Consider the following 20,925-nt stretch of genomic DNA (forward strand, 5'->3'; position numbering starts at 1 on the left):
GCGCTCACAGGAAGACCGCCAGGTTCTGCATGCGAATGACCGACTCATCGACATAGATGGTGCGGCGCGCCAACTTCCATCCGTGGTCAGTCAGGCGTAACAGATCTTCGCGGCCGCAGGAGACCAGCGCAGCCTCGTTGACGTCGCCGCGGCTGCGGAAGAGCAGTTCGGCCGACTCGACGATCAGGTGCTGGTCATCGTCGCAGGCAAAGGTGCGGACGTTGGTGATGTGATGGCGCAGCCGTGACGGCGGGTCTTCGGTCCAGGCGTGTTCGGTCGCAAAGCGCGCGACGCGTCTGTGCAGGGAGTACTTGTTCTCGTCGAAGTGAGCCATGCCGGGCGACGTGTCGAACCCAGCGCCGGAGGCGGTGGTCACTCGCACGGGCATGAAGTAGTGGATGTCCTCGGTGAGAGTGTCGAGCCATTCGGTGTACTGCTGCGCGTCGAGAAGATAGGCCTCATCGACCAAGAACTGATGTGCCTGCAGGTGTCGGGTGTCGTTGAACGGTAAGGGCTTACCGGTACGGACCTTCGTTGGTGCATGACCACCCAGGACTGCCAGCTCCCAGGGGCCGCCGGCATCGCTCGGTCGTGGAAACCCCGCCCGCGTGCCTTTCTCGGCGGATGTCATACCCGGGCCTCCTCGCAGGCGTCCTCGCATGCCGACGTGCCGTTGGTCTGCACCAGGGGCGTGATGCCTTCGCGCTGTGTGCCCATCGCCGCGGTGGTGGTCGCCACCGCAGGCATTTCGAGGTGATCGGCCCACATCCGAAGCATCGCCCGCTGATTGTTCTCGTTATAGCCGACTTGAGCGGTACCTGGTCCATGGAATTGCTCCGGCGGTAGGGCATTGACCACCGGAGTGTCGTCGGCGAGCAGGCCCATCCGGCCATTGAGCAACAGTTGGCGGGCCATGGATCCGGCGGCGGTATTGGTCAGCGACACCCAGTTCTCCACGTCGTCCTGTTCGAACATGCCCGTGGAGCCGAAGCACATCAGATAGGCCTTGTAGGAGTCCTTCTTGAACTGCTCGGGTGCGGCCGCGTCGACCGCGAACCAGGAGTACACCTCGGTTTCGTTCTCGCTGATCGGCTGCCAGGTGCGAATCGATATGAACGGCAACACGTCTTCACTGTCTTGAATCTTCGGCCAGTTGTGCACCAGGCTCATGTTGGGGAAGACCGATGCCGCCGAGATCATGAAACCGTCGTCGGCGACCATGCGCTGGTGGTCGGGTGACCACACGTCCTTGATTCGCCCCACCATGTCGTCGGGGTAGCCGACATAGCGCATCCGTTCCTCAAAGGTGCCCGGCGGCAGTTTGTAGGTGGTACCGCCGCCGCAGGTCGCCCAGTACGTTGCGCCGTCTTTGCGCTTCTGCGCCTTCGGTTCACGAAACAGCCCGATATCGACGACAGAGGCGTGGGTGTGGGGGGTGTGATACATGTCGCCGGCGAAGTTCTCGACGCCGATCTTCCAGTTCGCCTTGATGCGCCACCGTTGCGGGCCGCGCACCTCGAGGCCGCTGCGGCTCTGCTTGGTGTAGAAGTCCAGATAGAACCTGAAATCGCCGAGAAACTCTTCGAGCGGGGGAGCTTGCGGGTCAAGGCTGACGAAGATCAGCCCGTTGTAACTGGCGAGACCTGGTGCCGGCAATAGGGTCTGGCCCCGCTTGGAAAAGCCGGCCTCGCCGCCGTAGGCCTCTTGGTGGAAGGGCAGGCCGGTGATGCGCCCGTCATTGCGGTACGACCAGCCGTGGTAGGGGCATCGGAAATTGGAGGCGTTGCCCATCTCGGCGCGGCATACCTGCATCCCACGATGCAGGCACATGTTGAACATGGCCCGCACGTCGCCCTTGGAGTCGCGCGCAATGATGAAGGAGTCGTTGAGCAGGCGCCGCACCACGTAGTCGCCGCCCTGGGGTATCTCCGACTCGTGCGCCACGAACATCCAGGCGCGGCGGAAGAGTCGCTCTTTCTCCAGTTCGAAGATTTCGGCGTCGTTGTAGATGTGCGCTGGGATCATTCCCCGCCTGACCTCATCGAGGACATGCCGGTGATCACTCATCGATGCGTCTCCAGTCGTGAAGGCCCGCGATGTCTGGTATGCAGAGAAAATCTCTGGGGCGTGGAGAAAACTTTGCCAGGATGCCGGTTAAAAGGTCAACAACCCGCAGTATTGTCTCTGGTATGCAGAGCGATGAACCACTGGGGCCGACCGGCGAGGGCGCCGGCGCCGCGGCTCCGGACTGGGGTGTGCCGCAGTATCCGATCGGATCGGTGGACCGGGCGCTGAAGCTTCTCCTGTTGTTGGGAGAGCAGCCGCAGATCCGGTTGACGGACGCGGCCAAACACTTGGACGTCGCATCCTCCACGGCCCATCGTCTGTTGGCCATGCTGCAATATCGGGGCTTCGTGCGCCAGGATCCGGTGTCCAAGGCCTATCACCCCGGGCCCGCGCTGATGAGCGTGGCGTTCTCGGTGTTCAACCGCATCGATGTCGAGGGTGCGGCAAAGCCGGTTTTGCTGCGCCTCAGCGAACGCCTCAACGAGTCGGTCCATCTCGGAATGCTTGAGGGCTCAGGCGTTCGCTTCATCGCCGCCGCTGAGGGGCAGGCTGCCGTTCGGGTTGCCTCACGGCTCGGGCGCACGATGCCGGCGCACTGCACCTCAACCGGCAAGGCGCTGCTGGCGCGGTTGTCCGATGCCGACATCGCCCGTCTGTACCCAGACGACGAGCTGCCGCGCGTGACGGCACATTCGGTCGGCACCAGGACGCAACTGCAACGCGAGCTCAGTCAGATACGACAACAGGGGTACGCGGTGAACCGGGAGGGAAGTGAGGATGGAGTCGCTTCGGTCGCGGTGCCCATTCCTACGCGTGCGCCGGGAGTTCTGCTGGCGCTCAATGCCGCAGCGCCCGTTCACCGACTGAGCAGTTCGCAGTACCGAGGGGTGGCGGCCGTATTGGTCGAGGCGGCCAAAGAGATCGGCGACCAGATCGGCTAACAGCTACGACGGGGCCAAGAGCAGCTGTGCCCGCCGCGCCAACAGGCGACGTACGGCGTCGTCCATGTGTTCGTCGATCAGCCGGATCGCGAGGCCCTCGTCACCGGCACCGATCGCCTTGCGCAGCACGACATGTTCGGTGACCTGATCGCGCAGGTCGGGGTAGGCCTCTTCGAGTTCGCCCAGCAGTATTCGGGTTTCCGAAAGCAGGGTCCGCATCGCGCGGTGCAGTCGTGGACTGCCGGCGCACTCGACGAGCTCTTCGTGGAACGCCTGGTCGGCATCGGCTGCCGCGGCGCCGTCGCCCTGGGACGCGGCAACGCGCAAGGCCTCTACCGGGCCACGCAGTCGGGCGGCCGCGGTGCGGGTGTCGCCGCGCAGCACTTCGATGACGGCGGCGCGTTCGATGGCCTTGCGTGCCTGGTACACATCGCGGACGTCGTCATCGGTGAGTTCGACGACGAAAATGCCCCGATTGCGTTCGCTGCGCAGCAACCCTTCGGCCACCAGCCGCTGCATCGCCTCGCGTAGCGGGCCGCGCGACACCGCGAACTGCGCGGCCAGGGTCGCTTCGCCGAGTTGTTGACCCGGCGCCAGCCGGCCGCGGGTGATCGCCTCCCGGAGCCGCTCGGCGATCAGCTCCGCCGTTGAGGGCCGGCTCAATGGCTCGAACCCGGCATCATGTGAGATTGTCATCGCCCATCCTCGAACAATGCGCCCAGCCCGGTTGTCCGCCGGCTTATCCCGGCGATGCGCAAACCTTCCCACACCGTCACCACATTGGCGGTCAGTACCGGCTTGCCGAGCAGTCGATCGAGTTCGTCGACCTGGGCGACGGTGTGCATGGCGGTGTCGGGGATCAGCAGCGCATCGGCCCGAGGGGAGTCATTGCGCAGTGCGAGTTCTCGGACTTGGCCAGGCGTCAGCCGGCCCACCTCCGCCGCGGTGGGGATACCGGAATCTCCCATGGCTTCGACGGTGACACCGTGGGCGGCAACGAAATCCACAAACAGCTGGGCGATGTCGCGCGGATAGCTGGCGGCGACCGCAACGTGGCGGCAGCCGAGCGCGGCCAGGGCGTGCACGAACGCGAACGACGTACTCGAGGCGGGCACGCCGGCTTCGGCTGCCAGTCGATCAACCTGCTCGGCAGCGCCGGAGGGGCCGAACACGAAGCTTCCCGACGTGCACGCCCAGACCACCGCGGCGGGCTGCTGCGGTGTCAGCAACGCCGCGCCGTGGGCGAGTCTGGCTGGACTGCCGAGGTCCATCAGTTCCGGCACGGCATGCAGGTCGGTGCCGTAGATGTGCGCGACGGGCAGGTGCACGCCCAGCAGGCGGGCGGCATGGGGGTAGTCCGACTCGGCGGCGTGGTCGGGATAGATGAACCCGACGGTCGGTGGTGCGCCGGTCATTGGGGGGCTCCGGTGAAGACATCGCGGAGCCACCGGCCGGGTCCCATCATCGGCAGGTCCATCCGCCCCAGGCACGCCCACATCGTCAGTTGATTGGCCGTGAGGATCGGCTTACCCAGCATCTGCTCCAGGGGAGCGATGATGTCGTAGGTCCGCAGGTTGGTACAGCTGACGAAGATGGCCTGCGCCTCCGGGCGATCCGCGGCCAAAATCCGTTCGGCCACGGTGCGGTAGTTGACCTTCCAGATCCCGCCACCCAGTCCCAGATGATCGGAGTGCAGCACGGACACCCCGAGTTGGTTCAGAAACACCCGCAGCAGGTCGGTCAACTCCCCGTCGTAGGGGGTCAGGACGCTGATCCGCGAAATGTCCAGCGCGATGATCGCTTCAGCCAGTGCGCCCGACGTGGTGACCGCTGCCTTGGCTCCGGCGGATTCGATGGCCGAGACCAGCGTCTTCTCGTACTCGACGCCGTGGATGAAGCTCCCCGACGCGCACAGATAGGCAACCACCTCCGGCTCGACGTGCAGCACGTCTCGGGTCGCCGCCTGTAGATGATTGGTGTCAGACACCAGTTCGGCCATGGCTCGGCTGACCGGGACAGGTTCGTAGTGCGTACGTGCCAGGTGCAGCGTCACCTCGGCAGGGATCCAGCGCCACAGTTCGCGTTCGATCGCCAGATCGAAAGGCGCGATGATGCCGACACCGCGCTGATCGACCGGCCCGTCGAAGTCCGGCAACTCCGGAAACTGGGACAGATCCATGGGTTTCCCCATACTGACGTTCCACCCCCAGGCCAGCCCTGGATTGTTGACAATCATACGATCTGTTTTTACGGTGTCAATGTGGACGCGCGGCCGGTGGTGACCGTCCAGCACGGCGAGTCGGTCCCCGCACAACTCGATTCGATCAGCGCAGACGCGGAGCTACGCCTGGTTCCGTCATCGCGGCTGGCCGACGGCATTGTCGGTGCCGACGTGCTCTTCTTGTACGACTTCTCTTCTCCCGCACTGGCATCGGTGTGGCCTTCCGCCGAGGCATTGCGCTGGGTGCAGGTTGCCGCCATCGGGGTGGACGCCGTGCTCTTCGACGAGTTGATCGACAGCGATGTCGTCATCACCAATTCCCGCGGAATCTTCGAGGAACCGATCGCCGAGTATGTGCTCGGGCAGATCCTGGCCTTCGCCAAGGACTTCCGGCGGTCCTGGGACGCTCAGCGCGTCCAACGGTGGGAGCACTTCGACAGCGAGCCGATTGCCGGCGCATCGGTCACGATCGTCGGGCCCGGGCCGGTCGGGCGGGCCATCGCCCGGTTGTTGCGTGCGGTCGGAATGTCGGTACGCGGCGTTGGACGCAGCGTCCGCGAGGATCCCGACATCGGCGCGATCACCACCGATGTGTTGGCCGCAGTCGCCGACGCCGACTATGTGGTGCTGGCCGCGCCGCTGACGTCGCAGACCCGGGGCATGGTCGATTCCGGGGTGCTCGACGCGATGCGGCCGACGGCGCGACTGATCAACGTAGGCCGCGGCGAGCTGGTAGACACCGATGCGTTGGTGGCGGCGCTGCAGGCCGGTGTCATTGCCGGAGCCGCACTCGATGTCGTCGACCCAGAGCCGCTCCCGGCCGATCATCCGCTGTGGAGAGTCCCCAACGTACGCCTGACACCGCACAACAGCGGTGACATCAAGGGTTGGCGAAACGCATTGCAGCAACAGTTCATCGCCAACTTCCGCCGGTACATGTCCGGCCAGCCGCTGCACAACGTGGTCGACAAGCGCCGCGCGTCGGCGACCAGCGAAACCGGTTGAGGAGGCACGTCGTATGACTCACCCCACCGAACTGAGTGCCCTGCAACTGGTCGCCGCCTACACCTCCGGCGAGCTGTCACCGGTGGAAGCCACCGCCGCAGCGCTCGCGGCGATCAGCGAACGTGACGGCGAGGTCAACGCCTTCTGTCTGGTCGACGAGGAGGCGGCGCTGTCAGAGGCCCGCAAGTCCGAGGTCCGCTGGGGCGGCAACTACACCAAGGGACTGCTGGACGGGGTGCCGATCGCGATCAAAGACGTCTTCCACACCGCCGGTTGGCCGACCCTGCGGGGATCGCTGCTCGCCGACGCGGCGGGGCCGTGGCCCGACGACAGCCCGGCGGTGAACAAGATCCGCAACGACGGCATGGTGCTGCTCGGTAAGACGACCACCCCGGAACTGGCCTGGAAGGGCGTCACCGACAGCCCGCGTACCGGCGTCACCCGCAATCCCGTCGACACCACGCGCACCGCGGGCGGCTCCTCGGGCGGCAGCGCCGCCGCGGTCGCCGCCGGGATGGCGCCCTTGGCTATCGGCACCGACGGTGGCGGCAGCATCCGGATTCCCGCGAGTTTCTGTGGGGTGGTGGGTTTCAAACCCACTCATGGCCGCGTGCCGATGTATCCGATCAGCCCGTTCGGGCCACTGGCGCACGCCGGCCCGATCACCCGGACCGTCGAAGACGCCGCCATGCTGATGGACATCATCGCGCTGCCAGATTTTCGCGACCCCACGTCGTTGCCGCCGACTTTGACGACTTACCGCGGCGAAGTCCGGCGCGACGTGGTCGGTCTCGACGTGGCGTATTCGCCGACGCTGGGATATGTCGACGTCGACCCGCAGATCGCGTCCGCGGTGGCCGAGGCCGTTCAGGCGCTGGCCGACGCCGGATTGAACGTTCTAGTGGCCGATCCCGGCTTCGCCGACCCGATCGACGCGTTCGAGGTGCTGTGGGCAACCGGGGCGGCGGGCAGCCTGCGTGGCCGGGAAGGCGACCGCGGGCTCGTCGACCCCGGGCTGGCCGACATGTGGGACCGGGGGACGGCGGTGTCGGGCGTCGACTATCTGGCCGCCCGCCAGGTGAGTGTGGATCTGGGTGTTGCCATGGGGCGCTTCCACGAACGGCACAACTTACTGATCACGCCGACCACCCCGATTGCGGCCTTCGCCGCCGGCCACGACGTGCCGGTCGATTCCGATCTGCGGTGGTGGGCCCAGTGGACGCCGTTCACCTACCCCTTCAACATGACTCAACAGCCGGCGCTGAGCATCCCGATCGGCGCCACGGCGGAGGGTCTGCCGATCGGCATGCAGATCATCGGCCCCCGGCACAGCGACGATCTGGTGCTGGCGGCCGGCTTGTTCGCCGAGCGGGTCTTGGGCTAGATACAGTCCCGTTCCACCAGCGAGCGTGCGCAGAATGCCGTCGTCAACGGCGTGTCGCTGTGCAGACATGCACTCTCGCCGGAAAGGGTCAGGCCCGGGCGAAGGCCAACTGTTCGCCGACCGCACCGGCCATCCACAAGTCGTTGCAGGCGGCGGCCATCTCGGTCAGGCCGTCCTCGATCGTGGCGAAGACATTGCCGGGCACCCACCCGACGTCGCCATTGATCAACAGATTGTTGCGGCCGTAGAAGATCGCCAGGTCGGTGGCGCCCAGTGGTGAATTCGCCTGCCCGTCCTTGTCATAGCCGTAGGCGGGGTTGCCGATGTCACCGGCGTCGAAGTCGAAGAAGCAGACATCGCCGGGGATTGGTGTGACCGTGGTGTTCTCGCGTCCGGGGGAGCCCAGTGGTGGCAACAGCGTGTAGACCTCGTTGCGGGCGTACTTGCCGTGATAGGCCTGGCCTGCGACGGGTAGCGCTTCCCAGACCACGGCGCAGGTCAGGGGCGCCTGCTCCTCGAGCAGTCGCGCCCGGCAAGACACCCCGCGCCCGGTCAGCGTGATGGACAGGAAACGTGCCACAGCAGCCTCTTTCCTCTCCCGCCGGGTCTACACCGGGTCGAAGACGCGGCTGGCGATGAATGTCGGTCGCGGAACGGCAGCGCCGAACGGCTCCACCAGGGCGTTGTCCACGCTGTTGTAGACGATGAACACGTTCGAGCGTGCATATGGCGTGATGTTGCTGCTCGATCCGTGCATGCAGTTGCTGTCGAAGAACACCGCGGACCCGGCCGGTCCGGTGATCTGACGAATCCCATGCTGATCGGCCAACCAGGTCAGGCTCGCATCGTCGGGCGTGCCGATCTCCTGCTGCTTGAGCGACGAGCGGTAGTGATCCGGCGGGGTCTGGCCCGGGCACGACACGAACCAACGGTGCGACCCGGGCATGATCATCAGCGATCCGTTGCTGTCCAGGTTCTCGGTGAGGGCCACCGAGACGCTGACCGCGCGTGGGGTGGGCATGCCGTCTTCGGCATGCCAGGTCTCAAAATCGGAGTGCCAGTAAAACTCTCGGCCGTTGAACCCCGGCTTGAAGTTGACCCGGCTCTGGTGCACATAGACGTCGGAGCCGAGCAGTTGACGGGCCGGTCCCACCAGGCGCGGGTCTGCGACCAGCGCGGCGAACGCCGGACTGATCCGGTGCACCTCGAAGATCGACCGGATCTGGCCGCTGTCGCGCTCGCAGATCGAGCGCTCGTCGGCGGCCAGCGCGGCGTCGGCGCGCAGGCGGTCCAGCTCGTTACGCAGGTCTGCCACGACGTCGGCGTCCAAAACGGTGTCGACGGCCAGAAATCCGTCGGCGTCGAATTGCGCGACCCGTTGCGGGCTCAACGGGCCGCCGCCGTTGGCTTCTGCGGCCCAGACCACCGGGTCGTGCCGCGGTTCGATACCGATCGTGACGTTGTTGCGCGTGGGGTAGCGGTCGACGAGGCCTTGCTCGGTCAGGGGAGGGGTCACGATGCCGTCTCCTGTGGTTGTTCCGTGAGCAGGGGGTACGCGCCGGTGTCGTCGTGCACCTCCTGCCCGGTGACCGGCGGGTCGAATACGCACACCATGCGCAGGTCGGTGTGGGCGACAACGCGGTGGTGCTCGTGACCGTCGAGCAGGTACAGCGTGCCGTCATGCAGCGGGTGCACCTCGCCGGTCTCGTCGTTGATCAGCTCGCCTTCGCCGCCGACGCAGTACACCGCCTCAACGTGGTTGGCGTACCACATCGAGGTCTCGGTACCGGCGTACAGGCAGGTCTCGTGCATCGAGAACCGCTGCCCGTCGCGGGCCAACAGCAGCCGCTGGCTGTTCCAGGTTTTGGACTGGACGTCGCGGTCGGTGCCCTTGATCTCGGCGAGGGTACGGACGATCATCGGCTGGCTCCTGACGTGGTTGCGGTGAGTTGACGGGCGGCGACGGCTTCGATCGATTGGGCGGCGATCGTCAGGCCTTCGGCCAGATCGTCGTCGTCAATGACCAACGGCGGCATGAGTTTTACAACCTCGCTTTCGGGGCCAGAGGTCTCCAGCAGCAGCCCGCGCTCGAACGCCTCACGGCATACCTCTCCAGCCAGCTCCGGTCGTTCGAAGGCCACGCCGCGGATCAGGCCGCGACCCCGGGTGCTGACGCCGGGGATCGGGTCCACCACTTCGGTCAGCGCCTGTTCGATCAGTTCACCCTTGCGCAGTACCGACTTCTCCAACCGATTGTCGGTCCAGAAGTTCAGCGCCGCAGCGGCGGTCACGAACGACGGGTTCTGGCCGCGGAATGTGCCGTTGTGCTCGCCCGGCTCCCACACGTCCAGTTCCGGCTTCAGCAGCGTCAGTGCCATCGGGAGCCCGTACCCGCTGATCGACTTGGACAGACAGACGATGTCGGGAACGATGCCGGCCGCCTCGAAGCTGAAGAACGGTCCGGTGCGCCCACAGCCCATCTGGACGTCGTCCACGATCAGCAGCAGGTTGTGGCGCTGGCACAGGTCGGCCAGGCCGCGCAGCCATTCCAGGCGGGCCACGTTGATTCCGCCCTCACCCTGCACAGTCTCGACGATCACCCCCGCCGGGTCGTTCAGGCCGCTGCCGCTGTCCTGCAGCAGTCGCTCGAACCAGATGAAGTCGGGGGTAGCGCCGTGGAGGTAGTTGTCATAGGGCATCGGGGTGGCGTGCACCAGCGGAATCCCGGCACCGCCGCGCTTCATCGAGTTGCCGGTCACGCTCAGCGCACCCAGCGTCATTCCGTGAAAAGCGTTGGTAAAGCTGATGATGCTCTCGCGGCCGGTGATCTTGCGCACCAGCTTCAGCGCCGACTCCACCGCATTGGTCCCGGTGGGTCCGGGAAATTGCACCTTGTAGTTGAGCTCGCGGGGCTTGAGGATCACCTCGTTGAAGCGCTCCAGGAACTCAGCCTTGGCGACGGTGTTCATATCGAGGCTGTGCACCACTCGATCCGAGCTGAGGTATTCCAGTAACGGCGCCCGCAGGTCGGGGTGATTGTGGCCGTAATTGAGCGCTCCGGCGCCCGCAAAGAAGTCCAGATATTCCTTGCCGTTGACATCCCACATCCGAGAGCCACTGGCGCGGTCGAACATCACCGGCCAGGACCGGCAATAACTTCGTACTTCGGATTCAAGGGTTTCGAAAATCGTCATAGTTCCTCCGTCCGTCGGTCACATACAACGGAACGGAACGACAGGTCGACATCAAACTCGTGCCGCGGGTGATCTCGGCTCGACCCACCACCCCGCTCGTATGCCCCCGCACTAGGTCTGTCGGGGCTCACGTTTGCGCGTCCGTGACCTTACCGAGACCATTTTGTGATCTCAACCTTGCCACGCCCTCACCGGCGTCGTGGGTGTACCCGAAGCGGTCCGATCCGAAACAGTTCTTCTGCCAAATGAGATTCGGTGAACAAATCCGCTCCGAACAGCTCGGAACACGCCAGTGGCGCGTCCCATCGACGGGCGAAAGCGCCAAAGAGTCGTCGGCTGGCTTCGTTATCCGGTGTGATCGAGGTCTCAAGATGTGTCACGCCCTGGGCGAGTTGCGCGCTCGCCAGGTGGTCGAGCATCCGCCCGGCCAGGCCGGCGCCGCGGTGAGCAGCGTTGACAGCTACCTGCCAGACCATCAGGGTCTCCGGCTGATCTGGGCGCCGGTAGCCGCTGACGAAGCCGCCGAGTTGATGCGGCGGCCGCGGCTTCGCCTCTCCTGCCTCGAGCCTCGCTGAACCGCCGGGTTCTCCGCCGACCTCGGCAACCACCGAGGTAGCGGCGAAATCGCGGCACCACAGCAGGTATGCGTAGGGCGAGTTGACGTCGAGCGTGGCGCTGTCGACGGCCATCTGCCATAGGGCCGGGCCGTCCGCCACAGTTGGTGTCCGAAGCCGGACAAGATCCGTATCCGTCATCGTTTCGACGGTACTTGGCCGCAGGCTCGCGGTTACGTGGACGGGTCGGGCGGCGGCCCGGGCGGCACTCGCAGGGTCCGCAGCGCCTCCAGTGCCGAGCGGCCTTCGGGTTCAGCGCTCACCGGTACCAAACGCAGTGCGGCCAGCGGGAACAGTCCGCATAACGCAAACGCCACCGGGTAACCGGCGGCACCGATCAGCGCACCGAAGACCGGGGGAGCGATCCCGGCGGTCAACCGCTGAGTGGTGTTCTGGATGCCCAGTGCACGACCGCTCCAGTAGGGGCCGGCGATCTCGGCGACTGCGGTCGAGGCCAATCCGTTGTCCAGCACGGTGATAACCGCCGCAACGACCATGGCCGCTTCGGCGAGACGGGAGTGCAGATGGTCGGCGGTGCCCAGAGCCAGCATCGCCAGCGCTCCGGCGACGGCGAGGCTGCGAATCGGGCGCAGCCGCGACCTGACGCGGTCGGACCACCGGCCGGCGGCCACCCGCCCGGCGGCGCCGAGCAGCTGCGACACCGTCACCAGACCGCCTGCGGCGGCGATGGACCAATCGGTGTCCACGATCAGCCACACCAGCATGAAAGTGGCGAGCACACACTGCGGAACCATCAGCAGAGCCGAGGACAGGTGGATGCGCCACAGCACCTTCGAACTGTTGTAGGGGCTGGCGAGTTCAGTGCCAGAGGCCGCCGACCGTGGCATGCGCGGCGGATCCACCACGCCGATCGCACACGCCACCGCCGCGACTGCGCACAGCGTTGCGGGAAACATCAACGCCCGCGCCAGCCCGTGCTCAGCCAGTTCGGGGATCACCTCGGCCCCCAGCGCGATGCCCAACGGCTGCGCCGTCTGGCGGATACCCATCACCAATCCGCGCTGGTGCGGCGGGAACCAGCCCGTCACCAGCCGCCCGCTGGCGCTGTTGGCGCTGGCGGCGGCCATACCGCCGAGAAACAGGAACGCGCCGACCCCGACCAGCGACTCCATCGAGGCGGCCGCGAACGTGGCCAGCGCGGTCAACGCGGAGCCAACACTCAATACGATTCGCTCGCCGATGCGGTCCAATAACGCGCCCCACGCGAACAGGGTCAGCACCATTCCGAAGCTGGGCATCGAGGCCAGCAGGCCGGCCATCGCCAGGTTGGTTTCCCGTTTGGTCTCCAGCATCGGGATGACGAAGGCGATGCCGTTGATGAAGACGAATGAACACAGCGTGGCCATCAGGGCGACGACCACGACCGACCAGCGAGCGGCTTTGCCGATCGGCTCGGTGGACATCCGACCATGCTTCCACAGGCGGGTCTACCAGGGACGCGAGCTACGCCGATTGATGGCGACCCACTGCGCCCGGCTCCGCCGCGCTTGTGATCGGCCTGAGCCGATTGATGTCGACCCACTGCGCCCGGCTCCGCCGCGCTTGTGATCGCCATTAGGCTTGCTCGAATGCGCCTAGGCCGAATTGCCAGCCCGGACGGTGTCGCCTTCGTCAGTCTTGAAGGAGATCCGGACCGGCCACACCAGATGACTGCCCGCGAGATCGCCGAGCATCCGTTCGGCACACCGGAGTTCACCGGCCGGTCCTGGCCGTTGGCCGACGTGCGCCTGCTGGCGCCCATCCTGGCCAGCAAGGTGGTCTGCATCGGGAAGAACTACGCGGCACATATCGCCGAAATGGGTGGCGCCCCACCGGTCAACCCGACGATGTTCCTCAAACCCAACACCGCGATCATCGGGCCCAACGTGCCGATTCAGCTGCCCGCCAACGCTTCCCCGGTCCACTACGAAGGTGAGCTGGCCGTCGTCATCTCACGTCCGTGCAAGGACGTGCCGGCCGAGCGGGCCAAGGACAACATCCTGGGTTACACGATCGGCAACGACGTGTCGGCGCGAGACCAGCAGCAGTCCGACGGGCAGTGGACCCGGGCCAAGGGCCACGACACCTTCTGCCCGATCGGGCCGTGGATCGTCACCGACCTCGACCCAGCTGACCTGGCGATTCGCACCGAGGTCAACGGGGTGGTCAAGCAGGACAGCCGGACTTCGCTGATGATGCACGACATCGGCGCCATCGTGGAGTGGATCTCCGCGGTGATGACGCTGCTGCCCGGCGACATCCTGCTGACCGGAACCCCCGAAGGTGTCGGCCCCATCGAACACGGTGACACCGTGTCCGTCTCCGTCGAAGGCATTGGCACGCTGTCCAACCCCGTTATCCGCAAAGGAAACTCGTGACCACATCTGGTGTTCGCGTCCGGTTCTGCCCGTCACCGACCGGCACGCCGCACGTCGGGCTGATCCGCACCGCCCTGTTCAACTGGGCTTACGCCCGCCACACCGGCGGAACCATGGTTTTCCGGGTGGAGGACACCGACGCCGAACGCGACAGCGAGGAAAGCTACCTGGCGCTGCTGGATGCGCTGCGCTGGCTGAATCTGGACTGGGACGAGGGTCCCGAGGTGGGCGGGCCCTACGGCCCGTACCGGCAGTCGCAGCGCGCCGACATCCACCGTGACGTGGTGGCGCGGCTGCTGGCGGCGGGAGAGGCATACGAGGCGTTCTCGACGCCGGAGGAGGTCGAGGCCCGCCACTTGGCCGCCGGCCGCAACCCCAAGCTGGGTTACGACAACTTCGACCGCGAGCTGACCGCCGAGCAGCGCGCCGGTTTTCTGGCCGAGGGCCGCAAGCCGGTCGTGCGACTGCGGATGCCCGACACCGAACTGGGCTGGGCGGACCTGGTGCGGGGGCAGACATCCTTTCCGGCGGGCACCGTTCCCGATTTCGCGCTGACCCGCGCCAACGGCGACCCGCTGTACACCTTGGTCAACCCGGTCGATGACGCCATGATGAAGATCACCCACGTGTTGCGCGGCGAGGACCTGTTGCCGTCCACGCCACGCCAGATCGCGCTGTACCAGGCGCTGATTCGCATCGGCGTCGCCGATCGCATCCCGGAATTCGGCCACCTGCCAACTGTTTTGGGTGAGGGCACCAAGAAGCTGTCCAAGCGTGACCCGCAGTCGAACCTCTTCGCACACCGCGACCGAGGCTTCATCCCCGAGGGACTGTTGAACTATCTGGCATTGCTTGGCTGGTCCATCGCCGACGACCGCGACGTGTTCAGTATCGACGAGATGGTTGCCGCGTTCGACGTGGTCAACGTCAACTCCAATCCGGCCCGGTTCGACCAGAAGAAGGCCGATGCGCTCAACGCCGAGCACATCCGGCTGCTCGACCTCGACGACTTCACCGCACGGTTGCGCAGCTATCTCGACACCCACGGACAGGACACCGGTCTGGACGACGCCGGCTTCGCGGTGGCCGCTGCGCTGGTGCAGACCCGCATCGTGGTGCTCGGGGACGCATGGCCGCTGCTGAGGTTCTTCAACGACTCGCACTACGAGCTGGACCCGCGGGCCGCCGCCAAGGAGCTGGGCCCCGACGCGGCTCCGGTGTTGGATGCGGCCATTGCGGCCCTGGAGGGCGTGGGGGAGTGGACCACCGCCAACATCGAGGCTGCGCTGAAGGCCGCGCTGCTGGACGATCTGGGGCTCAAACCGCGCAAGGCGTTCGGCCCGATCCGGGTCGGTGTCTCCGGTGGATTGGTCAGCCCGCCACTGTTCGAGTCGCTGGAACTGTTGGGCTCGAACCGCAGTTTGGACCGGCTCCGCAGCGCCCGGGACGGCGTTGGGGAAGCGCGATGACAACTTCGCGCTAGAAGTTTGGTAGTCTGCTCGTCGGCCCAAGAACGGCTGGCCAGTAGTGCCCCACCGGCACTCTGACCAGCGGTAATGGCCGGCCAATGGGGTATGGTGTAATTGGCAACACAGCTGATTCTGGTTCAGCCATTCTAGGTTCGAGTCCTGGTACCCCAGCAAAAGCGGTCCGCTGCAAGCGATTAGGCGGGCCGTACGGGTTGAGCTATGCTGGCAACCCGGAAATGTTCTAGCCCCCGTCGTCTAGCGGCCTAGGACGCCGCCCTCTCACGGCGGTAGCGTGGGTTCGAATCCCATCGGGGGTACATCGCAAAAGGCCCGCACCGTCACGGTGCGGGCCTTTTTGTGTCGACCTGATCCAGAGTGGGTTCAGTCGCCCTTCGGGGCGGTGGAACCGGCCAGCGGCATGGCCGGCAACCCGAGCTTGCGGTGGTCCCAGGAGCGGGTGCGCCGTGTGACGATGCGCACAGCCACCCGGTTGTTCATCATCGCGTCGACGCCGGGCTTCATCTCGTCGGTGTAGGGGCCGGTGTAGCGCTCCCAGACGCTGACGCCCACCCGGAAGATGGTCTCGGGGTCGTCGACGATCTCGGCGACGCCCTCGAACGCGGCCCCGCGCAGCGTGTCGTACGTCTGACCGGCTTCCAGAAGGAAGGTGACCCGAGGATCGCGGCGCAGGTTGACCGCCTTCTGGGACTTGGCCTTGGTCTCGAGCCAGATCTCGCCGTCGAGCACCGCGTACCACATCGCGGTCAGGTGGGGCTGGCCGTCGGGCCCGATGGTGGCCAGTGTTCCGGTGCGGTGAGTGTTGACGAAGTCAGCTACCTCGGCATCGGTCATGACGATCTGTGCGCGCTGTTTGGTTCCCATCTCTGCAGTCTGACAGGCGGACCGGGACCCCCGCGCCCGGGTTACAGCCGGGCCGTCAGGTCGCCGGCCGCCGCGAGCAGGTCGTCGGCCCAGCGCGCCCCCGGGCGCCGCCCCATCCGGTCGATCGGACCCGACACCGAGATCGCTGCGACCACCGTGCCGCGGTGATCGCGCACCGGTGCCGACACGCTGGCCACCCCGGGCTCGCGCTCGGCAACGCTTTGCGCCCAGCCCCGCCGGCGCATCTCCGCGAGGGTGCGACTGGTGAACTTGGCCGCCGCCAGCACTTCCTGTTGCACGCCTGCATCGGCGTAGGCCAGCAAGACCTTGGCGCCCGAACCGGCCGTCATCGGCAACCGGGCGCCGACCGGAACTGTGTCTCTTAGCCCCGCAGGCGGTTCCAGCGCCGCAACACAGACTCGTTCGGAACCCTCGCGGCGATACAGCTGCACGCTCTCCCCGGTGATCTCTCGCAGCCGTGGCAGCACCGCCGCTCCGGCGGCGCGAAGCGGATCGTCGGCGCGGGACGCCAGTTCGCTGACCGCGGGGCCGATCCGCCAACGGCCCTCATCGTCGCGGCCGAGCAGCCGGTGGGTCTCCAGGCCTGCGGCCAACCGGTGTGCGGTGGCGCGGGGCAGGCCGGTGCGCTCGCACAGTTCAGCCAGCCCACACGGCGATTCGGCGACTGAGTGGAGCACCGCCAGTGCTTTGTCCAGAACGCCGATACCGCTATGCTGTCCCATATACAGATACTAGCGTCTCAGAATGTAAGACGGTACAGATTGGGGATGGCAGCAATGTCCAAGACCGAGCAGCCTCGCACCTTGGCCGAGAAGGTCTGGGCAGACCACGTCGTGGTATCCGGCGGTGGGACCGAACCCGACCTCATCTACATCGATCTGCACCTGGTGCATGAAGTCACCAGCCCGCAGGCTTTCGAGGGGCTGCGGTTGGCCGGTCGTCCGGTGCGGCGCCCGGATCTGACCATCGCCACCGAGGACCACAATGTGCCGACGGTCGACATCGACAAGCCGATCGCCGACCCTGTGTCGCGTACCCAGGTCGAGACGTTGCGGCACAACTGCGCCGAGTTCGGCATCCGGCTGCACCCGATGGGCGACATCGATCAGGGGATCGTGCACATCATCGGGCCGCAGCTGGGGCTCACCCAGCCGGGTACGACGGTGGTCTGCGGCGACAGTCACACCTCCACCCACGGCGCGTTCGGTGCGCTGGCGATGGGTATCGGCACCTCCGAGGTGGAACACGTGCTGGCCACCCAGACGCTGCCGCTGAAGCCTTTCAAGACAATGGCGGTCAATGTCGACGGGCGACTCGCCGAGGGTGTCACGGCCAAGGACATCATCTTGGCGGTGATCGCCCAGATCGGCACCGGCGGCGGCCAGGGTTACGTCATCGAATACCGGGGCAGCGCCATCGAGGCGCTATCGATGGAGGCCCGGATGACGATCTGCAACATGAGCATTGAGGCCGGCGCTCGGGCCGGCATGGTCGCTCCCGATGAGACCACGTACGAGTACCTGCGCGGCCGGCCGCACGCGCCGACCGGCGCCGACTGGGACGCCGCGGTGGACTATTGGAGCAGCTTGCGCACTGACCCGGGTGCGGTGTTCGACGCCGAGGTCCACCTCGACGCGGACACGCTGACGCCGTTCGTGACCTGGGGCACCAACCCGGGCCAAGGTGTCCCGCTGGGCGCCCAGGTGCCCGACCCGGAGGCGATCCACGACGAGGCCGAGCGACGGGCCGCGGAGAAGGCGTTGGCGTACATGGACCTTCAACCGGGAACGCCGATGCGCGAGATCGCGGTCGACACGGTCTTCGTCGGGTCGTGCACCAACGGTCGCATCGAGGATCTGCGCGCGGTGGCCGACGTGTTGCGTGGGCATCAGGTGGCCGACGGGGTGCGGATGCTCGTGGTGCCGGGTTCGATGCGGGTGCGCAATCAGGCCGAAGCCGAGGGCCTTGCGGAGGTTTTCACCGCCGCAGGTGCCGAATGGCGCCAACCCGGCTGCTCAATGTGCCTGGGGATGAACCCCGATCAGCTGGAGCCGGGGCAGCGGTCTGCGTCGACGTCCAACCGCAACTTCGAGGGCCGGCAGGGCAAGGGCGGACGCACCCACCTGGTTTCTCCGGTCGTCGCCGCTGCCACCGCTGTCCGTGGGACGCTGTCGGCCCCCGCCGACTTGAACTGACCGCCGCCGGTACGAAAAAGGAGCCTTGTCATGGACGCTTTCCACACCCACACCGGAATCGGAGTCCCGCTGCGGCGGTCCAATGTCGACACCGACCAGATCATTCCCGCGGTCTATTTGAAGCGCATCACCCGGACGGGATTTGAGGACGGCCTGTTCGCCACGTGGCGCACCGACCCGTCCTTTGTGCTGAATCTCAGCCCTTTCGACCAAGGTTCGGTGCTGGTGGCCGGACCGGACTTCGGCACCGGATCCTCGCGGGAACATGCGGTCTGGGCGCTGCTCGACTACGGGTTCCGGGTGGTGATCTCCTCCCGATTCGCCGACATCTTCCGCGGCAATGCTGGCAAGGCTGGCTTGCTGGCGGCCCAGGTGGCCCAGGATGATGTGGAACTGCTGTGGAAAGTCATCGAGCAGAGCCCGGGGCTGGAAATCACTGTCAATCTTCAAGATCGGAATATCACCGCCGGAACGGTGGTGGTGGCGTTCACGATTGACGACTACACCGCCTGGCGGCTGTCCGAGGGGCTCGACGATATAGGCCTTACGCTGCGGAAACTCGACGATATCGATTCTTTCGAGGCGGCTCGCCCGAGCTGGAAACCGCGCACTCTGCCTGCTTCTTGAGGCCCCGTGCCGGAGCTTAATTCCGGTCGAAACGACGCTCTCGTCAGCGTCCAAGGGCGGTAACCGGATTGCCGAATTCGCCCATAATCTCGTCTGAAATTGCGCGTGGCTCTTGGATATCAGTGGTATCAGGGTTTACCGTGTGCTCTAGTCGGCTCAAGTAGGGCCACTGGTTTCGGAGGGATTGGATGAACAAAGCAGAGCTCATCGAGGTGCTCACAAAGGAATTGGACACCGACCGTCGGTCGGCGACCGAGGCCGTCGAGCATTTCGTCAATGCCATTGTGCGCGCCGTCCACAAGGGTGAGAGCGTCACCATCACCGGGTTCGGCGTTTTTGAGCGTCGTCGTCGCGCCGCGCGCGTGGCCCGCAATCCCCGCACCGGTGAAACGGTCAAGGTGAAGCCGACGTCCGTTCCCGCCTTCCGCCCCGGGGCGCAGTTCAAGGCGATTGTTTCTGGCGCGCAGCGTGTCCCGTCCGAGGGGCTCGCCGTCAAGCGCGGTGCTGGTGCCAGCGCCACGCCCGCGAAGGCCGCGAAGAAGTCGCCGGCGAAGAAGGCCACCAAGGCCGCCGCGAAGAAGACTGCCGCCAAGGCTCCGGCCAAGAAGGTTGTCGCCAAGAAGGCAGCGACTAAGGCTCCGGCCAAGAAGGTTGTCGCGAAGAAGGCAGCGACTAAGGCTCCGGCCAAGAAGGTTGTCGCGAAGAAGGCAGCGACTAAGGCTCCGGCCAAGAAGGCTGTGACCAAGGCTCCGGCCAAGAAGGTTGTCGCGAAGAAGGCAGCAACCAAGGCTCCGGCCAAGAAGGTCGTCGCCAAGAAGGCCGCCACCAAGGCCGTGGCGAAGAAGGCTCCGGCCAAGAAAGCCACCAAGGCACCGGCCCGTAAGGGTCGCAAGTAGCAACGAATAGCCGAGCGCCGCGGGGTTATCCCCGCGGCGCTCGGTCGTTCACACCAGTGCTTGGGTAGCCAGCGGACTACCGAGGTGGTCGGCGGCGATCAGCCGGCCGCCCGACAGCGACAACACCCAGGTGCTGCCCTTGCGATTGCGCGACTTGTCCGGGCTGACACCGTCGCGGTCGCACCACCAGGCGACCAAATCCGGAATCACCTTGCCCTGGGTGCAGATAACCGGTGTGCCGCCCAATTGCGCGATCTCCACTACCCGGCGCCGGGCCCTTTTCGGGTTGTCGGCGTACGACTCCTCGCTCAGCGTCGGTTCGCTGTGTACCGCCACCCCGAGTTCGGCGGCCAATGGCTCCACGGTCTGCTCACAGCGCACCCGGTCGGCCGCGTACACCGTGGTCGCGCCGAAGGCCAGCAGCTGATCGGTGAGCGCTTCGGCCTGCGCACGCCCCTTCTTGTCCAGTGGCCGTTGGCGGTCGTCGCCGGAGAACCGCGACCGACGGCCGGCGGTGCCGTGCCGCACGATCAACACCGTTTCGGTGTCTGCGGGCTGCTTGGCGAACCGCCGCAATATCTTCCGGTCATAGGCGTACTGCAGTTCCCGCATTGCGGCTTCGACCGGTAGCCAGACCATGTCGTCCACCTCGTGGTTGGGCACGAAATCTCCGCCCACCGCTTGCGCGGCCCAGTAACGCACCTTCTTGACGCCCTGGGTGACCGGATAGCGGACCGCCCCCAGCCGGCGGCCCAGCTGCGCGTGCTGGCCGGTCTCCTCGAGGATCTCCCGCACGGCTGTCACCGGTTCGGTCTCACCGGGATCGACTTTGCCCTTGGGCAGTGACCAGTCGTCGTAGCGCGGGCGGTGGATGAGGGCCACTTCGACGGCATTGCGCCGCGTCCGCCACAGCACCGCACCGGCGGCGTGGACGACCTTGTCTACCGTCCCGGAGCCATTCGACACTGTCGTTTCGAGCACCTTGCACTCCTGCAGGTCAATTCGGACTTCGTGGGCGGTAGTGGGCGGAG

The 20,925-nt window shown here is 66.1% G+C and carries 22 protein-coding genes and 2 tRNA genes; 10 read left to right on the forward strand and 14 right to left on the reverse strand.

From position 1 onward, the window contains the following. Positions 1-4 precede the first annotated feature (4 nt). Complete coding sequence (locus ACJH5R_RS13390; protein WP_406782133.1) at positions 5-631, reverse strand: 3-phenylpropionate/cinnamic acid dioxygenase subunit beta; 627 nt, start codon at positions 629-631, stop codon at positions 5-7. Then, positions 628-2,067 (reverse strand): aromatic ring-hydroxylating dioxygenase subunit alpha, encoded by a 1,440-nt coding sequence (locus ACJH5R_RS13395; protein ID WP_406782134.1) that lies wholly within the window; start codon positions 2,065-2,067, stop codon positions 628-630. The genes ACJH5R_RS13390 and ACJH5R_RS13395 overlap by 4 nt, the downstream gene beginning before the upstream one ends. A gap of 122 nt (positions 2,068-2,189) precedes the next feature. On the opposite strand from ACJH5R_RS13395, the gene ACJH5R_RS13400 reads away from it, so the two are divergent. After that, positions 2,190-3,008 (forward strand): IclR family transcriptional regulator, encoded by an 819-nt coding sequence (locus tag ACJH5R_RS13400; protein WP_406757409.1) that lies wholly within the window; start codon positions 2,190-2,192, stop codon positions 3,006-3,008. Positions 3,009-3,011: 3 nt separating this feature from the next. Here the strand turns inward: ACJH5R_RS13400 and ACJH5R_RS13405 are convergent, their stop codons facing one another. From ACJH5R_RS13405 to ACJH5R_RS13415, 3 genes are read right to left on the reverse strand one after another with little or no spacing between them, the layout of a single operon-like run. Then, entirely contained in the window at positions 3,012-3,704 is a 693-nt protein-coding gene (locus ACJH5R_RS13405) for a GntR family transcriptional regulator (RefSeq protein ID WP_406782135.1), read from the reverse strand. Then, complete coding sequence (locus tag ACJH5R_RS13410; protein WP_406757407.1) at positions 3,701-4,423, reverse strand: maleate cis-trans isomerase; 723 nt, start codon at positions 4,421-4,423, stop codon at positions 3,701-3,703. The genes ACJH5R_RS13405 and ACJH5R_RS13410 overlap by 4 nt, the downstream gene beginning before the upstream one ends. Beyond that, positions 4,420-5,187 carry an Asp/Glu/hydantoin racemase gene (locus ACJH5R_RS13415; RefSeq protein WP_406757406.1) on the reverse strand — a complete coding sequence of 256 codons (768 nt, stop codon included), beginning with the start codon at positions 5,185-5,187 and terminating at the stop codon, positions 4,420-4,422. The genes ACJH5R_RS13410 and ACJH5R_RS13415 overlap by 4 nt, the downstream gene beginning before the upstream one ends. Before the next feature lie 81 nt (positions 5,188-5,268). On the opposite strand from ACJH5R_RS13415, the gene ACJH5R_RS13420 reads away from it, so the two are divergent. Beyond that, positions 5,269-6,234, forward strand: coding sequence for a D-2-hydroxyacid dehydrogenase (locus tag ACJH5R_RS13420; protein ID WP_406757405.1), 966 nt, complete (start codon positions 5,269-5,271; stop codon positions 6,232-6,234). A gap of 13 nt (positions 6,235-6,247) precedes the next feature. Beyond that, on the forward strand, positions 6,248-7,618 hold the full coding sequence (locus ACJH5R_RS13425; protein ID WP_406757404.1) for an amidase: 1,371 nt from the start codon (positions 6,248-6,250) through the stop codon (positions 7,616-7,618). Positions 7,619-7,706: 88 nt separating this feature from the next. Here ACJH5R_RS13425 and ACJH5R_RS13430 read toward each other — a convergent pair whose 3' ends face one another. The 6 genes from ACJH5R_RS13430 to ACJH5R_RS13455 form a co-directional block, all read right to left on the reverse strand. Further along, positions 7,707-8,198: a DUF3830 family protein gene (locus ACJH5R_RS13430; RefSeq protein ID WP_406757403.1), complete on the reverse strand. Its 492-nt coding sequence runs from the start codon at positions 8,196-8,198 to the stop codon at positions 7,707-7,709. 27 nt (positions 8,199-8,225) lie between these two features. Continuing rightward, complete coding sequence (gene thpD, locus ACJH5R_RS13435; protein ID WP_406757402.1) at positions 8,226-9,134, reverse strand: ectoine hydroxylase; 909 nt, start codon at positions 9,132-9,134, stop codon at positions 8,226-8,228. Beyond that, positions 9,131-9,538 (reverse strand): ectoine synthase, encoded by a 408-nt coding sequence (locus ACJH5R_RS13440; RefSeq protein ID WP_406757401.1) that lies wholly within the window; start codon positions 9,536-9,538, stop codon positions 9,131-9,133. The genes thpD and ACJH5R_RS13440 overlap by 4 nt, the downstream gene beginning before the upstream one ends. Next, positions 9,535-10,812, reverse strand: coding sequence for a diaminobutyrate--2-oxoglutarate transaminase (gene ectB, locus ACJH5R_RS13445; protein WP_406757400.1), 1,278 nt, complete (start codon positions 10,810-10,812; stop codon positions 9,535-9,537). Before ectB ends, ACJH5R_RS13440 begins: the two co-directional genes overlap by 4 nt. A 188-nt stretch (positions 10,813-11,000) precedes the next feature. Beyond that, positions 11,001-11,567, reverse strand: coding sequence for a diaminobutyrate acetyltransferase (ectA, locus tag ACJH5R_RS13450; protein ID WP_406782136.1), 567 nt, complete (start codon positions 11,565-11,567; stop codon positions 11,001-11,003). A 32-nt stretch (positions 11,568-11,599) separates the two neighbouring features. Continuing rightward, entirely contained in the window at positions 11,600-12,850 is a 1,251-nt protein-coding gene (locus ACJH5R_RS13455) for an MFS transporter (protein ID WP_406757398.1), read from the reverse strand. Positions 12,851-13,015: 165 nt separating this feature from the next. Here ACJH5R_RS13455 and ACJH5R_RS13460 point away from each other — a divergent pair, with 165 nt between their 5' ends. The 4 genes from ACJH5R_RS13460 (at position 13,016) to ACJH5R_RS13475 (ending at position 15,590) form a co-directional block, all read left to right on the forward strand. Continuing rightward, positions 13,016-13,804 carry a fumarylacetoacetate hydrolase family protein gene (locus ACJH5R_RS13460; protein ID WP_406782137.1) on the forward strand — a complete coding sequence of 263 codons (789 nt, stop codon included), beginning with the start codon at positions 13,016-13,018 and terminating at the stop codon, positions 13,802-13,804. After that, the gene (gltX, locus tag ACJH5R_RS13465; protein ID WP_406782138.1) at positions 13,801-15,273 is read left to right on the forward strand and encodes a glutamate--tRNA ligase; all 1,473 of its coding nucleotides are present in this window, start codon (positions 13,801-13,803) and stop codon (positions 15,271-15,273) included. The genes ACJH5R_RS13460 and gltX overlap by 4 nt, the downstream gene beginning before the upstream one ends. A gap of 99 nt (positions 15,274-15,372) precedes the next feature. Then, a tRNA-Gln gene (locus ACJH5R_RS13470) sits at positions 15,373-15,444 on the forward strand. Between the two features lie 73 nt (positions 15,445-15,517). Further along, positions 15,518-15,590, forward strand: a tRNA-Glu gene (locus tag ACJH5R_RS13475). Between the two features lie 64 nt (positions 15,591-15,654). Here ACJH5R_RS13475 and ACJH5R_RS13480 read toward each other — a convergent pair. Together ACJH5R_RS13480 and ACJH5R_RS13485 are read right to left on the reverse strand one after the other, a co-directional pair. Then, complete coding sequence (locus tag ACJH5R_RS13480; protein WP_046286782.1) at positions 15,655-16,155, reverse strand: pyridoxamine 5'-phosphate oxidase family protein; 501 nt, start codon at positions 16,153-16,155, stop codon at positions 15,655-15,657. Between the two features lie 41 nt (positions 16,156-16,196). Beyond that, positions 16,197-16,898, reverse strand: a complete 702-nt coding sequence (locus ACJH5R_RS13485; RefSeq protein ID WP_406782139.1) for an IclR family transcriptional regulator — start codon at positions 16,896-16,898, stop codon at positions 16,197-16,199. Positions 16,899-16,952: 54 nt separating this feature from the next. Here ACJH5R_RS13485 and leuC point away from each other — a divergent pair, with 54 nt between their 5' ends. The 3 genes from leuC to ACJH5R_RS13500 all read left to right on the forward strand — a co-directional run bounded on the left by leuC (position 16,953) and on the right by ACJH5R_RS13500 (position 19,894). Next, positions 16,953-18,371, forward strand: coding sequence for a 3-isopropylmalate dehydratase large subunit (gene leuC, locus ACJH5R_RS13490; protein ID WP_406757619.1), 1,419 nt, complete (start codon positions 16,953-16,955; stop codon positions 18,369-18,371). Between the two features lie 30 nt (positions 18,372-18,401). Next, positions 18,402-18,998 carry a 3-isopropylmalate dehydratase small subunit gene (gene leuD / locus ACJH5R_RS13495; protein WP_406757393.1) on the forward strand — a complete coding sequence of 199 codons (597 nt, stop codon included), beginning with the start codon at positions 18,402-18,404 and terminating at the stop codon, positions 18,996-18,998. A 188-nt stretch (positions 18,999-19,186) separates the two neighbouring features. Beyond that, on the forward strand, positions 19,187-19,894 hold the full coding sequence (locus ACJH5R_RS13500; protein WP_406757392.1) for an HU family DNA-binding protein: 708 nt from the start codon (positions 19,187-19,189) through the stop codon (positions 19,892-19,894). Positions 19,895-19,942: 48 nt separating this feature from the next. Here the strand turns inward: ACJH5R_RS13500 and ACJH5R_RS13505 are convergent, their stop codons facing one another. After that, positions 19,943-20,875 carry an NUDIX domain-containing protein gene (locus ACJH5R_RS13505; protein ID WP_406757391.1) on the reverse strand — a complete coding sequence of 311 codons (933 nt, stop codon included), beginning with the start codon at positions 20,873-20,875 and terminating at the stop codon, positions 19,943-19,945. Positions 20,876-20,925 lie beyond the last annotated feature (50 nt).

This window comes from Mycobacterium sp. SMC-19 (assembly GCF_045310815.1).
Taxonomy (GTDB): domain Bacteria; phylum Actinomycetota; class Actinomycetes; order Mycobacteriales; family Mycobacteriaceae; genus Mycobacterium.